This window comes from Rouxiella silvae (assembly GCF_002093625.1).
GTDB classification, from domain to species: Bacteria; Pseudomonadota; Gammaproteobacteria; order Enterobacterales; family Enterobacteriaceae; genus Rouxiella; species Rouxiella silvae.
Window position 1 is genome coordinate 54778 of sequence record NZ_MRWD01000018.1, and the last position, 15683, is coordinate 70460.

A 15683-nucleotide genomic window follows, 5' to 3' on the forward strand; every position below is an offset into this window, starting at 1 on the left:
CAATGCTTCAAATATCGTATTAGTTAACTAGAACACAATCCTCAACGGTATTTTTGCAGGTTCAGCCTTTAGCGTTTTTAAAGGCAAAAATTCTTTCCTGACGAGCACTTTTTTCTGACGAACAGAGGGGCATGGTAATGAAAGTTAAGCCTAAATTAACATTGTTGGCATTATTGGCAGTCGGCGCGCTCAGTGCGCTTTCTGCACAGGCTGCCGAAGTAGTACAGCGCGGCGGCACCCTGATTTATGGCCGCTATGCTGACAGCAATTTTCTCGAACCGGTTCTAAACGATAGCAACAGCGATATCTGGATCCTTTCCAACCTGTACGACACACTTCTGCTGCCCACCAACGATGGCAAAGGCATCAAGCCCGGTCTCGCCACCGCGTGGAAGCTGTCTGATGATGGCAAAAGCGTCACCGTTACTCTGCGCCCCGATACCAAATTCTCCGACGGTTCACCGATTACCGCACAAGACGTGAAGTGGTCGCTCGAACGCGCTTCTAAACCAGGCAACGGCGTATGGCAATTTCTGGTCAGCGCAATCGATAACGTCACTATCACCGATCCACACACCGTCGTCATCCACCTGTCGCATCCCGACCCGGCCATTCTCAGCGCGCTAACGGTATTTAACACCGCCATCATGCCCGAGAAGCAGTTTGAAGCCGAACCGGGTGCGACCGATCATGACAAGGCCGCCGCCTTTGCCGAACATCCTGTCGGTTCGGGTCCGTTTGTCCTGAAGTCCTGGCAGCACAACTCGACCATGACGCTGGTACGCAACCCGTACTATTGGGCAAAAGGCGCTGACGGCAAGTCGCTGCCCTACCTCGACGGCATCAAGTTTGAAATCGTGCCAGATGATGCAACGCGAATTTTGAAACTACAGTCTGGCGAACTCGACGGCGCTGAGTTTATCCCTTATTCACGCGTGAAAGAGCTACAGGGCAATCCGGCACTGAATATGGTGATGTTCCCCTCAACCCGCGTTGAAGTGGCTAGCGTCAATGCACGCCCAGAAATTGACGGCAAGCCAAACCCGTTGGCGAATCCAAAAGTGCGCGAAGCGCTGAACTACGCGATCGACAAAGACGGAATTATCCAGTTGGTGACCTTTGGCCTAGGCAAACCCATGACATCATTTATGTCGTCCTCAACCCCGCTGAGCTACGGCACCAAACCGCTCTATCCGGTGGACGTTGAAAAAGCACAGGCGCTGATGAAAGAGGCCGGCTATGCCAACGGCTTTACAACTAGCATGAATATTTTGGCCGGTAATGAAGACAGCCTGAGCATTGCTACCGCTGTACAGCAAATGTGGTCGCAGATTGGTGTGAAACTTACTATTAATCAGATGGATAACGCCACACTAAACAATAATTATCGTAAGGCCAATTTCAGCACACGCATTGGGCCGTGGACCGACGACATTGCCGATCCAAACGAAATTACGTCGTACTACGCCTATTCCAAAAATATTCAGGCGCTGCACTCCGGTTGGAAAAGCGACGAGCTGGACCAGCTGTTTGAAGCCTCGCAGAAAGAGACCGATCCGGCGAAGCGCGCAGAGCAATACAAGAAGATTCAGGATATCTACAACGCCAGCGGCCCGACGATCCCACTGTATGAAAGCTCGTACCCCGTGGCACTTAAAAAAGACGTGCAGGGATTTGTGCAAATCCCACTGGGTAACAACATCTTCACTGATACCTGGCTGAAGAAATAACGCGATATAAAAACTGAATAACTTGAAGCCGTGCACGCTGCGGCTTCAAGTCTCAAGCTTTACAGAGGGACTGATGTGACAGAGTTTTCATATATTTTTAAGCGCATCCTACTGATCATTCCCACGCTGCTGGTCATTCTGGTGGTGACGTTCACCATTGTGCGTCTGCTGCCGGGCGATCCGGCCAGTGCGATGATTGGCGATCGCGCGACCGATGCCGACGTCGCGCGCATCAATAAAGAGCTGGGCCTCGACCAACCGCTGCCGGTGCAGTTTGTCTATTTTGTTCGTCAGGTGGCGACGGGGAATCTCGGCAACTCTTATGCCATGCACGCGCCGGTGACCTCGATTATTGCCGAACGCCTGCCGGTCACGCTGCTTCTGACCGCAATGGCGGCCTTTTTCTCGATTGTGATGGCAATTCCGCTGGCGTTTATTTCGGCCCTCAGGCGCAACAGCGCCGCCGACGTGACCATTCGCGGCGCGTCGCAAATTACGCTGTCGATGCCATCCTTTTATATCGGACTGGTTTTACTGACTATTTTCGCCGCCCAGCTGCACTGGTTCCCGGTGGGAGGCTACGGCGACACCTTCGGGCAGAGAATTTACCACCTGTTTTTACCGGCCATCACGCTGGCGGTGAGCATCACATCGGTATTGATTGGCAGCCTGCGTAACTCGATTATTGCCGTGCTCGATGCCGAATATGTCACCTTTGCTCGAGCAAAAGGACTGAGCAGCCGCGTGGTACTGATGCGACACGTGTTGCGTAACTCACTGATCCCGATGTTGAGTCTGTTTGCGCTCAATATCAGCACCACAATTGGCAGCGCAGTAATCACTGAAACGGTATTTGCCGTGCCAGGCATCGCACGCCTGATGGTTGACAGCATTTTCAGCCGCGATTACCCGATGATTCAAGGGCTGGTGATTGTGCTTTCTGTACTGGTGTCGCTGATTTTTCTGGTGACCGACATCATTCAGGTGATGATTGACCCGAGGAGAGCAAGATGAGCGAACTGATTGCCCAGCGTTCTATCACCCGCAAATGGCGCAAGCACCTGCCTTGGTCGTCGCTGCTGGGCTGCATCATTCTGGTCTTTAGCCTGCTGATGGCGTTTTTTCCACACTGGGTCGCCCCCTTCGATCCTCTTAAATTTGACTTCCGCGCCATTTTGAAAGGCCCGAGCCTTCAGCATCTGTTCGGCACCGATAACTTTGGCCGCGACATTTTTTCGCGGGTGATCTATGCCTACCACATTGACCTGCAAATCGCCTTTTTCACCACGCTGTTTCCGATGGTGTTCGGCACGCTGGTGGGCCTGCTGGTGGGCTACTACGGCGGCATCGCCGAGACACTTTTTCAACGCATCGTGGATGCGGTAGTCACCTTTCCCTTACTGGTATTGGTGATAGCCATTGTGGCCATTCTTGGGCCTGGGCTGAACAGCATGTACATCGCCGTCGGTATTATTTACTGGGTATTTTATGCGCGGCTGATTGCGGGCGAGGTCAGTATTCAGAAACGTCTTGAGTACGTCGCGGCTGGAAAGGTCATGGGCTACAGTCCGATGCGCATCATCTTCCGACACGTATTGCCGAATGTGATAACCACTACGCTGGTGTATTGGATGACCGACATGGCGCTGGCTATTCTGCTTGGCTCCAGTCTCGGCTACCTGGGCCTTGGCGCTCAGCCACCTACCGCCGAGTGGGGCGTATTAATCGCCTCGGGAAAAAACTTTATGGATACCGCCTGGTGGATAACTATTTTCCCCGGCATCGCCATTGTATTAACCGGGTTGGGATTTAGCCTGTTTGGAGACCTGCTGTCAGACTGGCTGCGTCCGGGAAGCCGTTAACATTAATGCCCGCACTGCGCATTAAGCCACTGACAAGACCTTAAGCCGTTAGCAAAAATGAGAGCAAACTATGCCCAGCCAAACGCGCGAACAAAATAGTCATACAGAAAATTTGCTCGACGTGAGCCAACTCAACACCCAGATCCACACGTCGCGTGGCAGTTTAAACGCGATCCAGAATGTCAGTTTTACCCTCAAGCCGGGAGAAATTCTGGGGTTGGTGGGCGAATCCGGCTCGGGAAAAAGCGTTACTCTCCGCTCCTTGCTGCGCCTGATGCCCGCCAACGCCGAGGTAAGCGGTTCGGTAAAGTGGCAGGGGCGAGAAATTTCGACCATGAAACCCGCCGAGCTGCGCGCGATTCGCGGTGGTGAAATCGCGATGATTTTTCAGGAGCCGATGATTGCCCTGAATCCAGTGCTCACCGTTTGGCGACAGATTGAAGAGAGCCTGCATGCGCACACCGACCTGAATCGCAAACAACGCCGCCTGCGGGCCGTTGAGCTGTTGAATCAGGTGGGTATTCCAGCACCGGAGTTGCGCCTTGATGACTATCCGCACCAGTTTTCGGGCGGCATGCGCCAACGCGTGATGATAGCCATCGCGCTTGCCGGTAACCCGCGCCTGCTGCTAGCCGATGAACCGACTACTGCGCTCGACGTCACCATTCAGGAGCAAATCCTTAAGCTTTTGTTCAGCCTACGCGACGAACTCGGCATGGGCATTATCTTTGTGACGCACGACCTCGGCGTAGTGGCGCAGCTGTGCGACAGGGTGGCGGTAATGTATGCCGGACGGATTGTTGAAAGCGCACCCGTGGGCGAAATTTTTAGCCGCCCTCGCCATCCTTATACTCAGGGGCTGATTGCGTCCGTGCCACAAAGCGGCGGCGAGCGAAAACCGCTGCTGTCGATCGAGGGGACGCCACCTTCGCTGCTTAATCTGCCACAGGGTTGCAGCTTCGGCCCGCGCTGTCGCTATAAAACTGATCTCTGTCAGCAGCGGGTTCCGGATCTGGACGCGTTAAATCCACTGCATCAGGTCGCGTGCCATCATCATGCTGATTTGCTTGCCTCTTTATCGCCACAGCCGCTGTCGGCGGGGGTATAACATGAGTGATATTTTAGTGAGTAGAACGATACCCATCGTCAGCGTTGAAGAAGCCATGGTGCATTTTCCCATTGCCCACTCGATTCTCGAAAAAATTCAGGGCAAGCCGCGCCGCTATGTACAGGCATTAAACGGCGTGCGTCTGGAGCTGATGCGCGGTGAAACGCTAGGCGTAGTCGGGGAATCTGGATGCGGTAAATCTACCCTGGCGCGTGCCATGGTGGGTCTGCTGCAAACCAGCGAAGGTAAAATTTATTTCAACGGCAAAGATATCGCCACCCTGCACGGGAAAGCGCGGCGCAGCTTTAACCGTCAGGTGCAGATGATTTTTCAGGATCCGTACAGTTCTCTCAACCCGCGTATGACCGTCGGGCAGATGCTGACCGAGGCACTGTCGGTGCATAACATGTGCCCTAAAAAGGACATTCCTGCGCGTATTCGCCAACTGATGGAGCTGGTGCGCCTCCCGGCAGACGCCATTGATAAACTGCCGCACGAATTTTCCGGCGGTCAGCGCCAACGCATCGGCATTAGTCGGGCATTGGCGGTCGAACCCGAGGTGTTGATCGCCGACGAACTGGTCTCGGCGCTGGACGTCTCGGTGCAGGCACAGGTGGTTAATCTGCTGCTCGACCTGCAGCAGAAGCTCAACCTGACTGTGCTGTTTGTCGCCCACGACCTGCGCCTGGTGCGGCATATTTCACACCGCGTGGCGGTGATGTATCTCGGCGAAGTGGTCGAGGTTGGCGATACAGAGACACTGTTTCAAACGCCGCTCCATCCTTATACTCAGGCCCTGCTGCGCGCTGCACCAAGCATGGATCCAACCGATCGCGGTAAAAGCGTTAGCCTGACCGGTGAACTGCCCAGCCCCCTCTCGCCGCCTCCGGGCTGTCGTTTTCATACTCGCTGTCCTAACGTTACGGACCGCTGTCGCATCGAAAGGCCAATACTGGCGTCAAAACCCGGCGGCCAGCGCGTCGCCTGTCATTTAGTGTAAGAGAAAAAGAGAAGACAATGACTGATAAAACTGCCGCTATTTCATTAGCGCTGCACGGCGGATGCGGCGTGATGGCCGAAGAAGACATGACACAGCCGGAGTGGGAAGAGGCCCGCGACCATCTCAAGCAGGCTTTGCGCGCCGGATGGCAAGTTCTGCAACAACAGGGTAGCGCCGTGGATGCAGTACAGGCCACCGTTTTAGTGATGGAAGATTCTATCTATTTTAATGCTGGCTTCGGCGCGGCGCTTAACGCCAACGGCGAGCATGAGCTGGATGCGGCCATTATGGACGGCGCTACGTTGGCCGCCGGTGCGGTTTGCGGTGCACGCCATATTCGTAATCCGGTGCTGGCGGCTCGCAGCCTGCTTGACGGCGGCGAGAGCGTTTTGCTCAGCGGATCCGGTGCCGACGACTATGCCCGAGATCAGGGTCTGGCCTGCGTCGAGAGTGACTATTTCACCACTCCACGCCGCGTGCAGGCGCTTGAATCTATGCGACGCCACCAGATAGCGGGCACTTTCAAAGCGGCGCGTGAATCTGAAAAACACGGCACGGTGGGCGCCGTCGCCCTCGACGCACAGGGGCATCTGGCGGCGGCAACCTCAACCGGCGGCTATACCAATAAACCGGTTGGACGCATCGGTGACAGCCCGTTAATTGGCTCGGGCACTTACGCCCGCGACGGCGTTTGTGCCGTTTCAGGCACCGGTCAGGGTGAGTATTTTATCCGCAACGTGATGGCCTACGATATTGCCGCACGCATGATTTATGCCGGCGAAAAGCTGCAAACGGCCTCCGAGCATCTGGTGATGGGTGAATTTCGCGACCTTGGCGTAGGTGCTGGCGTTATTGCCATTGATGCCAACGGCCAGGTCAGCGCGCCCTACAATACGCTCGGCATGTTCCGCGCATGGGTCACCGAAGACGGGCGTGGCGTTGTAGCAAGCCATCATCAGCTCTATGACTTCGACCTGTGATTAAATTGAACAATAATTAACATTGACCTTGGCTTCACCGTTGATATCTTAAGGTATTGAAATTTTCCCGCACTGAATTGACGTGCCTCGCGTCATTACCGTGTGATATCGCAGGTGAATAAGCATGAGCATTACTCCTCATTCCAGGCCGGTTATAGGTGTGACGTTAGACAGCGAAGAAGCCGGTGGTTATGCCGATTATCCGTGGTATGCACTGCGTCAAAACTACATGGCCAGCCTGGCGGAGCTGGGTGCCGTTCCGCTCGCGCTGCCCCACCACGGCGAGCTGGCCGATGAATTTTTGGCCCTGTGTGATGGAATCATCGTGACAGGCGGTGCGTTCGACGTGCCGCCGGAACTTTTTAATGAGCAGCAAAGCAGTGACCAGGTTCGATTAAAACCGGCGCGTACACTGTTTGAAAGCGCGATTGTTAAAGGGGCCATGCTCCGCGACATGCCGCTGCTGGGGATTTGTGGCGGCGAGCAACTGCTGGCCGTACTGACCGGTGGAACGCTTATTCAGCACATCCCCGATGCGTTACCCGACGCTTTAGAGCACAGCACCACGGCAGACACCGAAAATGCGGGCGGCAAGAAACGCGCCCGTCATCCGGTTGAAATCCTTGAGAATACGCGACTTAGCAAGTTAGTCAGCGCTCGCACATATGAGGTGAACAGTTCGCATCATCAGGCCGTGAAAACGCTGGGATCAGGCTGCCGCGTTAATGCGGTGTCTCCAGACGGGGTAATTGAAGGCATTGAGTGCGATGACTATTATTTCTGCCTCGGCGTGCAGTGGCATCCGGAGTATTTGCAGAATGAGCAAGACCGCCAACTGCTGAAAGCTTTTGTAGAAGCTGCCGATGACTACAAAAATGCGCGTCGCTCTTCGGGCAAAGCGATGGCCAAAGCCATGAACCTTTCTCACGGGAAATAACAGCCGATGTTTGCCGTTGAAAACGCAAAACAAATTAAGCACTGGCTCGATAAACTGGGCATTGACAGCGAAGTGATTGCTCACCGCACTCTGCCGTTCTTCCCTGAGGTTGATAGCGCTTCTCTCGTCACCGCCGAGACCAATGCCGAAGGCAAAGCCTTTCTTTTAACGCCAGAGGCGGCAGCAGCCTGGTGGAAACTGCGTGAATCTGCCAAGGCTGTAGGCATTGACCTTAATCTGGTATCGGCATGGCGCAGCGTTGACTATCAAATGGACCTTATCCGCAAGAAACAGCAGTTGGGTATTGCTCCCGCCGAATTTTTCAGCTATCTCGCCCCTCCCGGCTGCAGCGAACACCACACCGGCTGCGCCATTGACATCAATACCCCAGGATGTGATGAGGTCAGCGGCGTATTTGGCGAAACACCTGCCTTTGAATGGCTGCAACAACATGCGGGCGAATTCGGCTTTGTGATGTCATTCCCCCTTAACAACCCGTGGGGATTTATTGACGAACCCTGGCACTGGTGCTGGCATCCGGCGTCTCAGCGAGACTGATAAAACGGATAAGTGAACAGCAATAAATGGCAGAGGTTAAGCCCAAAGTGAAATAGGGTTGAGACCCACAGTCTGCCGCTCCACATCCAGGCCAGCCCATAAATAAGACCAGATAACGCGGCGAAGATCACCAGTAACGTGCCACCGGCGAGGTGGGCAAGACCGAAGACCAGCGCAACAATCAGCAGCGCCGGAACGTCTCCCAACCATCCCGCCACGCGCTGCTGTAGATAGCCCCGAAACAGTGCCTCTTCAGCAAACGAAACAAAAAACAGATTTGCCAGCATAAAACTGCCTAGCCAATCGGGGAAATGCGGCTCAATGCGCAGGCCACCGAGCATCACTGCCACCAGCAGTAAAAGGGGGATGCTCGCCGCTAACAGCAGCCACTGCCAGATTCGGGGGCTGAATCTGCTTTTTACAAACAGCAGGCTCGGCAACGCTGCCAGCAACACAAATGGCAGCAGCGCCTTGTCAAAATTAAAATACAGGGTAAATGGCGCACTGTGTGGCCCCGTTTTCACGGCGTCGAGTATTTTGGGATTAAAGAATCCGGGGATAAGATGCCCAAATAAAGCCAGCCCGGCGGCAAGCAGCAAAGCTTCTGCGCCTAGCGTTAATGCACGCGAACGTCCCTGCGCATGCATTCTTACTCGCGCAATCAGTACAATAATACCGAGGATAATCAAACCTCGAAGATCGACAACGCCTGCTGCGCATGCCCATCCCACACTGATAACGCCCAACAGTAACGCCAGTGTGCGCTGCACGGGCAAGACAGCCAATGAGCCGGCTAGTATCCACCACATTTGAGTCTCTCCTTATCTGTAGCAGCTATTCTGCGGCGCTCATTATAGGTGATATTTCACGCTCAAACTTGTACATTACGACAATCGAAATAACAATAAAGTATTGATAAACATTTAAAAAATTCAACAAGGCGAGAAACGAACAATGGAACTGGAACTCTCTATTGATAACCTTTACCTAAAAATATTAACCCCAGAAGACGCGCCGCAGGTGCAGAACTATTTTGCCGTCAATCATAACCACTTGGCTCCTTGGGAACCGCTAAGGCCGGAAAACTTCTATTCTCGCGCTCAGGTGCATCAGCGGCTCGTCAACAGCCAGGCCGAAGCGGCGCTCGGCAGCAGCTATCAGTTTGGGATCATGAGCCATATCAGCGGCGAGATGCTGGGGGTGGTCAGTTTTACCGGCGTAGTGCGCGGCGTGTTTCAGGCCTGTCATTTAGGCTATTCGTTAGCAGAGAACCAGCAGGGTCGCGGCGTGATGACGCAGGCGCTTAACCGTGCCATTAAATTTATCTTTGAGGACGTTGGCCTGCATCGGATCATGGCGGGTTATATCCCGAATAACGAAAAAAGCGCCAGCGTTCTCCAGCGCCAGGGATTCGAAAAAGAAGGCTACGCAAAATCCTATTTAAAAATAGCCGGTCAATGGCAGGATCACGTGCTGGTCTCGCTCATTAATCCTGCCCACCTTCCTTAGTCGATGGCAGTGCGGTGGTTAACCTTGATTCATAAAGGGAATAATAAATAAGACTCAGCGTAATAGTTTAAGCGAGCCGGTCAGTGACTTAATCCATTTCTCCGGTCCTGCCAACCCCAAACCGTCGAGGGTTTCCTCGGCCAAATTTCTTTCAGGAAAATGCTGCGCATACTCATCAAAGCTGTGCATCGCGCGGGCAAAGGCAGGAAATGGCACAATCGCTACCTCACCTCCTGCCTGCATGGCTTTGTGCAGGAGCGTGCTAATTTGTTCAGCCGTGGCCTGCAGGATGGGAACCGGCAGTTTTGAACTCACGTCAATAGTCTTGCCGCTGGCATCGCTAAGCCTGCTCCCCGCCAGCGCCGGGAACTTGGCCGCTAAACCTATCGCCACCGCACTGCTGGTATTAGCCAGCAGCCCCAAAGGAAGCGTGGGATTTACAATCACTGCAATACGCATTGTCTCTGTCAAAATACTTTCCTTAATTACCGTTGATGCTTCAGTTCTGGTAAAAAAATCATAACGATATTGCTCAGGAAAGTGCTTCCTTTTAACCGGTGAAACGCGCTAAATTTGGAAAATCCTACCGGATTTTTAATCAGATAAGGAAATCTATGCCAACTCGACTTTTTAGCCTGGCAGATATCAAGATCCTCAAGCATCTGCAGCAGGCGGGGAGAATAACCAATCAAGAATTGGCCGATAAAGTAGGCATGGCCACCTCGCCGTGCTGGCGACGAGTGAAACAGCTCGAAGAAAGCGGCGTGATTGCCGGATATCAGGCCGTGCTGGACCGCCGCAAACTGGGGCTGGGGATCTTGGCGTTTATTCGGGTGAAGATAGACAGCCACAGCGAGGAGGAAGCACAGCATTTTGAGCGGCAGGTTGCGGCACTCGAGCCGGTGATTGCCTGCTACGCCGTGGCAGGCGACGCCGATTTTCTGCTGCAAGTCGTGGCCGAAGATCTCGACACTTTCTCCACCTTCGCTATGTCGACCCTCCGTCGCCTGCCGGGGATTAAAGAGATGCACACGACGCTGGTATTGCGCGAGGTGAAACCACTCACCCCGCTACCTGTGGGCATCTAAAGGCCAACGCAGTGATCAGCCTAATACCTTCTTCACGCAGCCTTTAAACACCCGCACGCCAATTTCCAGCGCCTCAAGGTCAAAACGCATGTCAGGATGATGCAGCCCCGGCGTCAGATTGGCGCCTAATCCCCAGAATCCGGTTTTAACTTCAGTACGCTGGCGTGGGTAATGGAAGAAATCTTCACTGCCTGGGGTAAATTTTGGCTCGGTCAGTCCTTCGACACCCAGCACCTCAACGATAGACTCGGCGATGATTGCCGTAACGTCATCACTGACGATCGCCGCAGGCATCTCTTTCATCACGCTGATTTCAGCGGTGGCGCCAAGCGCTGCCACGCTGTGCTCAATGGCTTTCAGCACCTTGGCTTTAAGCTCCTCCATCGACTCGTTGTACTGTGAGCGCAAATCCCAGCACACTTTCGCCTCATCAGGCACAGAATTGGTGACGCCAGCATCGCACAGGAACCGCGTCGCTTTCACACTCCAGGTCAGATTCGGTGCAAGATGAATGGTGTTTACCGCCTGCACCGCCACAACGGCCGCGTCGAGGGCATTAATGCCAAGATGCGGGCGCGCGGCGTGCGCAGGCACACCTTTTATCGTCGCTTCTACGGTGGCGCAGGCAGAATACAGCATCGCGGGCACGGCCATGCCCATCGGACACTCTTCCTGCGGGCGAACGTGAAAACCCAGCAACATATCTACATCGTCCAGCGCGCCGCCCTCGACCATAGCCAATGCGCCAGTGCCGAGCTCTTCCGCCGGTTGAAACAGAATTTTAAGACGCCCTTTCTTGACGATGCCTTCTTTAATGACTTCCTGCGCGGTGGCCAGCACCACCGATGAGTGACCGTCGTGGCCGCAGGTGTGGCGTGCCTCCAGCCTGCCGTCAATGATGTGGCCGAGTGCGTCCATGTCGGCACGCAGCGCCATCACGGGTCCCGGCGTGCCACTGTCAAGTTCAGCGACGATACCCGTTGTGCCGTTAACACCGCGTGTGACCTTAAATCCGGCCGCCTCTAGGCTATCAGCGATGTAGGCCGAGGTTTTAAATTCTACAAATCCCAATTCGGGAATTTGATGTAAATGTTGATAGTGTTGCAGCGTTTTAGACACGAAATAGTCTCCCGTTAAAATATTCGGTAATGCATATCAGAGGTCGTAGTCGAGTTATCAGGAAACAATTCGCATAACAATCATGGCAATAATTGAGTTGAGCACGCTAGTCAGCATCAGCAGCGGCCAGTACTTCTTTGGCACATCGGCCACGCCCAACAGACGTCCCATATACTGCAGCTGCGCGCCCATCAGGAAAATGGCCGGTGCCAGAATGGTTAGCTGCGCAGGGTCTAATGTGCCCTTGGTTAACAGGCTAATCGCCACACCGGTTCCGGCAGAAGACGACAACCACGCAGTCAGCAGAACGGTAACCGCTTCACCCGGTAATCCCAGCAGGCCCATTAAAGGTGCAAAAAGATGACCCACGAAATTCATTACGCCCAGCAGGTTGAGAATTTCGGTAATAACGTAGGCCATGATGACATTGGGCATCAGGTTGTTAATGGCGATATTGAAACCTTTACGCGCACCAATAACAAAAATATCGAACGGATTATTTGAAACTTTGGCTACATTACTCATTATCGAAATCTCTTTTATAAACAGTACTCAGTACGAAGCGCACAAATACCGCGCCAACAAACTTCATTACAAACATTAGCAACAGCGGAACAATCACCGGAATAGTTAACGACGCGAACATCGCGGAGCCAATGGTAAAGTAGTTATTAATTAACCCCGCGCCCGAATACTGCCAGGCGCCCATAATAACCACGTCTTTACGGGTAATACGTTTACTGTCGAAAAGCTCTTTACTCAACGCCGCACCCGCATCTGTGCTTTGCAGGTCGGTAATTAATGCCAGACCGGTGTGACCCGGAATACCCAATATAGGTTTTAACAGCGGCGTCAGCAGCTTGTGTGCGGCGCGGATCGCCCCATAGTGGGTAAATATTTCCAGCAGGCCCAGGGCCAGCATTACCGTGGGCACCAGAGACAGCGCGAACAGAAATCCTGCTTTGGCGCTAAGCCCACCGGAGCCGATAAAGGTGTCGGTTCCGGAGTTTTTCATGGTGCCAAAAGCGCCACCCAGCGTGGTAAAGTCAAACGCACCCAGCCACGGCATACCGCCTACTTTTAAAAAAGCACCGGAGAACATCAGGATCACGGCAACCAGGGCAATATAAGCGCCTTTCCCGACTTTCCACTCTTCGGCCTCTACCGCCGGTTTATCTTCAGATATTTGTGTATCACTCATTTAGCTTACCTTCTTTGGTGTTAATTCGAATCCAGTTCTCGTCAGTGCTTAATTAACTCAACGGCTAACAATCTTCTGACGATGATTATTACGTCACGCACTTATTATTTTTTTACTCATGTAAAATAAGGCAGGATCCGTGCCAACATTCTGAAGCAAGCAAAATAATTTCACCCAATAAACACCCTCAACTTTAAGGCAAATAAATTATAAAATAATCACTAATTAGCAAAATTAATATAAGCACAAAAACCACCCTTAATTAAATAAGGATGGTAATCATTAACCGACTTAATAACCTGCTCACTCAACCCACTCATTGCACCGTTTTGGATTGTATTGCACCAAAATAGAACCCTAATTTGGTGTGCAGATTAAGGTTAGCGTTGAATCATGTAGAGCTTCCCGCGTCACCCAGAATGATTTCAGCCATCAGTGCCGCCCGGAGTGCAATATCTGCAATAATAATGTGCTCGTGGCGCGCATGAATTCCCAATCCGGTCGCCCCCAACCCGTCAAGCGTGGCGATGCCCAGCGCAGAGGTAAAATTACCGTCGCTGCCGCCGCCCACGGCTTTTCCTTCGAGATGAATGCCCAGACGTTTTACCGCCTTCTGCGCCTGTTTAAACAGTGCCAAATTTTGCGGCGTTTGCTCCATCGGTGGACGCGACATACCTCCGGTGACAACCACTTTTGCGCCCGCAAGCTGCGGCCTGCAGGCTCTAATCGCCGCCTCTACCCGCACCGCTTCGTCGCTATTTGTCACACGCAGATCAACGCCTAGCGTTGCCTCGTCCGCCACTACGTTTATTTTACTCCCGCCCTTTGCCACCCCTACGTTAACCGTAGTACCGACCTCGGGCGCGTTTAAGGCATAGAGATAAAGTATCTGGTGCGCCATCTCCTGCACGGCGCTAATGCCTTCTTCGGGATTATTGCCTGCATGAGCCGCGCGACCGGTGATGCGGACTTCAAAACGACCCGATCCTTTGCGCGCAATCTTGGCCTCATTGCTGTGTGCGACGGCCGGTTCGGCCACTAAAACGCGCAAAGAACCGTGGGCCTGCTGCTCAATCCATTGGCGTGAACTGGGGCTTCCGAGCTCTTCATCGGACGGGCAAATAATACGAATACTGTGCTGTGCTAAGCTGCCGGTGTGCATTAATGCGCGCACCGCCCAGATGGACTGAACCAGACCGGCTTTCATATCCAACACGCCGGGGCCGTAAAGCTTGCCGTCTTCTTCGCGCAACGGAATTTCGTCAATCTCCCACACCGTATCAAAGTGCCCGAGAATACTCGTGACCTGCGGGCCGTCACCGATGCAAAACAGCAAATGGTTGCCCAGTGTTGGCTGGTGACAAACCTGCGCCTCCACGCCCAGACGTTCGCGCACCAGACTTTGCAGAACTTCTCCACAGAGGTCAGTTGCTTCTTTATTCAACGAAGGCGACTGCGCCTGCACCAAACTTTTAATGTCACTGAGAATAAGCGGCGCATGCTGCTGCAGATATTCATAGGCGGTTGTCATAAGGGGTCCAGACAGGGTGTATCGGTTTAAAGGTAAATTTGATTATCACTAACCTGGCACTCCATATAAATGTAGCGTCAATGAGTATATTGTTGACCTATAAGCAACAGTCACGAGTCACAGAAATGAGCCAACTGTTTCACGAAAAACAAATCAGCTATCTTTACGAAGTCGGTATTCAGGGCGGGATCCGCCGTGCGGCGGATATTTTAGGCATTAATGCGTCGGTGATTAGCCGACAAATCGCCCTGCTTGAACGTAGCCTGCAACTGCCACTGCTTGAGCGTAAAGGCCGCAGCGTGGTGCTAACCGAAGCCGGTAAGCTACTGGCCGATGATTTCTTTGAAAGCCGCGAACGGCGAACCCGGCTCGAGCGCCATTTGAAAGATTTGCGCTATATGAAAAGCGGCGCAATCGTCATTCGCGTGGGTGCAGGGTTGGTTGATACCTTTGTGGAACACGTGCTGAAAAAGTTTGCCGCCTCTTATCCCCACGTGTTTGTCGAAATTGTGGCGGGCAATATGCAGAACACACTGGCGGCCATCGTTCAGGGAGAGGCCGATATGGCGCTGGCTTTTGGGCCGATTGGTAATCCGGAATTAAAGCGCCACAGCTTTCCCTGGGGGCCGATTTGCGCAGTCGTCAATCCGCAGCATCCGATTGCCCATTTAAAGAAGGTCACTATTGAAGAGTTGAATAAGCATCGCCTGATTTCGCTGAGCGAAACATTTGGCTTGCAGCGCCACATGAACGCCATGTTCCAAAGCAAGGGCTACCTGTTTACCCCAGCATACCGCTGTAACCTGTTTTCGACCGCCATGAGTTTGAGTATTTCAGGGATGGGGATTTCGTTTATGACCGCACAGGCGGCGGGCGAGCGAATTGAGCACAATATTCTGGTCGCCGTGCCTATCGATCATCCCATTGCGACCGAGGCGCAGTGCCATCTTTTACGCAACTCCGACCGAAGATTTACGCCGGCGGCACATCACCTTTGGCAACTATTGTTGAATTTTTTCCAGCAAAAGGGGGAGCGTGAAGCTCCCCCTGCGTAATCTTT

Annotated in this window: 17 protein-coding genes; 11 read left to right on the forward strand and 6 right to left on the reverse strand. The window is 53.3% G+C overall.

Annotation, left to right across the window (positions count from 1 at the left end; all coding sequences use genetic code 11):
• The first annotated feature begins 137 nt into the window (after nucleotides 1-137).
• The 8 genes from BS639_RS09430 to BS639_RS09465 all read left to right on the forward strand — a co-directional run bounded on the left by BS639_RS09430 (nucleotide 138) and on the right by BS639_RS09465 (nucleotide 8175).
• A complete protein-coding gene (locus BS639_RS09430; protein WP_084982950.1) occupies nucleotides 138-1730 on the forward strand; it encodes an ABC transporter substrate-binding protein in 1593 nt (530 codons plus the stop codon).
• A gap of 75 nt (nucleotides 1731-1805) precedes the next feature.
• Nucleotides 1806-2744, forward strand: a complete 939-nt coding sequence (locus tag BS639_RS09435) for an ABC transporter permease (protein ID WP_084982951.1) — start codon at nucleotides 1806-1808, stop codon at nucleotides 2742-2744.
• The gene (locus BS639_RS09440; protein ID WP_084982952.1) at nucleotides 2741-3592 is read left to right on the forward strand and encodes an ABC transporter permease; all 852 of its coding nucleotides are present in this window, start codon (nucleotides 2741-2743) and stop codon (nucleotides 3590-3592) included. The genes BS639_RS09435 and BS639_RS09440 overlap by 4 nt, the downstream gene beginning before the upstream one ends.
• Before the next feature lie 70 nt (nucleotides 3593-3662).
• Nucleotides 3663-4700 carry an ABC transporter ATP-binding protein gene (locus BS639_RS09445; RefSeq protein WP_084982953.1) on the forward strand — a complete coding sequence of 346 codons (1038 nt, stop codon included), beginning with the start codon at nucleotides 3663-3665 and terminating at the stop codon, nucleotides 4698-4700.
• Nucleotide 4701: 1 nt separating this feature from the next.
• On the forward strand, nucleotides 4702-5700 hold the full coding sequence (locus BS639_RS09450; protein ID WP_084982954.1) for an ABC transporter ATP-binding protein: 999 nt from the start codon (nucleotides 4702-4704) through the stop codon (nucleotides 5698-5700).
• Between the two features lie 17 nt (nucleotides 5701-5717).
• Entirely contained in the window at nucleotides 5718-6680 is a 963-nt protein-coding gene (locus BS639_RS09455) for an isoaspartyl peptidase/L-asparaginase family protein (protein WP_055772849.1), read from the forward strand.
• A 124-nt stretch (nucleotides 6681-6804) separates the two neighbouring features.
• Complete coding sequence (locus tag BS639_RS09460) at nucleotides 6805-7617, forward strand: gamma-glutamyl-gamma-aminobutyrate hydrolase family protein (protein WP_084982955.1); 813 nt, start codon at nucleotides 6805-6807, stop codon at nucleotides 7615-7617.
• Nucleotides 7618-7623: 6 nt separating this feature from the next.
• Entirely contained in the window at nucleotides 7624-8175 is a 552-nt protein-coding gene (locus BS639_RS09465) for a M15 family metallopeptidase (RefSeq protein WP_084982956.1), read from the forward strand.
• Here BS639_RS09465 and BS639_RS09470 read toward each other — a convergent pair.
• Entirely contained in the window at nucleotides 8163-8984 is an 822-nt protein-coding gene (locus BS639_RS09470) for a CPBP family intramembrane glutamic endopeptidase (protein ID WP_055772840.1), read from the reverse strand. The genes BS639_RS09465 and BS639_RS09470 overlap by 13 nt on opposite strands.
• A gap of 145 nt (nucleotides 8985-9129) precedes the next feature.
• On the opposite strand from BS639_RS09470, the gene BS639_RS09475 reads away from it, so the two are divergent.
• Complete coding sequence (locus tag BS639_RS09475; protein ID WP_084982957.1) at nucleotides 9130-9684, forward strand: GNAT family N-acetyltransferase; 555 nt, start codon at nucleotides 9130-9132, stop codon at nucleotides 9682-9684.
• A gap of 54 nt (nucleotides 9685-9738) precedes the next feature.
• Here BS639_RS09475 and BS639_RS09480 read toward each other — a convergent pair whose 3' ends face one another.
• Nucleotides 9739-10143: a DUF2000 domain-containing protein gene (locus tag BS639_RS09480; protein ID WP_055772834.1), complete on the reverse strand. Its 405-nt coding sequence runs from the start codon at nucleotides 10141-10143 to the stop codon at nucleotides 9739-9741.
• 155 nt (nucleotides 10144-10298) lie between these two features.
• Here BS639_RS09480 and BS639_RS09485 point away from each other — a divergent pair, with 155 nt between their 5' ends.
• Entirely contained in the window at nucleotides 10299-10772 is a 474-nt protein-coding gene (locus BS639_RS09485; RefSeq protein ID WP_055772831.1) for an Lrp/AsnC family transcriptional regulator, read from the forward strand.
• A 15-nt stretch (nucleotides 10773-10787) separates the two neighbouring features.
• Here BS639_RS09485 and BS639_RS09490 read toward each other — a convergent pair whose 3' ends face one another.
• The 4 genes from BS639_RS09490 to BS639_RS09505 all read right to left on the reverse strand — a co-directional run bounded on the left by BS639_RS09490 (nucleotide 10788) and on the right by BS639_RS09505 (nucleotide 14623).
• The gene (locus BS639_RS09490) at nucleotides 10788-11891 is read right to left on the reverse strand and encodes an amidohydrolase (protein ID WP_084982958.1); all 1104 of its coding nucleotides are present in this window, start codon (nucleotides 11889-11891) and stop codon (nucleotides 10788-10790) included.
• 57 nt (nucleotides 11892-11948) lie between these two features.
• Nucleotides 11949-12416 (reverse strand): YjiG family protein, encoded by a 468-nt coding sequence (locus BS639_RS09495; RefSeq protein WP_055772825.1) that lies wholly within the window; start codon nucleotides 12414-12416, stop codon nucleotides 11949-11951.
• Nucleotides 12409-13092, reverse strand: coding sequence for a nucleoside recognition domain-containing protein (locus tag BS639_RS09500; RefSeq protein WP_084982959.1), 684 nt, complete (start codon nucleotides 13090-13092; stop codon nucleotides 12409-12411). Before BS639_RS09500 ends, BS639_RS09495 begins: the two co-directional genes overlap by 8 nt.
• 391 nt (nucleotides 13093-13483) lie before the next feature.
• The gene (locus BS639_RS09505; protein WP_084982960.1) at nucleotides 13484-14623 is read right to left on the reverse strand and encodes a M20 family metallopeptidase; all 1140 of its coding nucleotides are present in this window, start codon (nucleotides 14621-14623) and stop codon (nucleotides 13484-13486) included.
• A 125-nt stretch (nucleotides 14624-14748) separates the two neighbouring features.
• Between BS639_RS09505 and BS639_RS09510 the strand changes: the two genes are divergently transcribed.
• A complete protein-coding gene (locus BS639_RS09510) occupies nucleotides 14749-15678 on the forward strand; it encodes a LysR family transcriptional regulator (protein ID WP_055772816.1) in 930 nt (309 codons plus the stop codon).
• Nucleotides 15679-15683 lie beyond the last annotated feature (5 nt).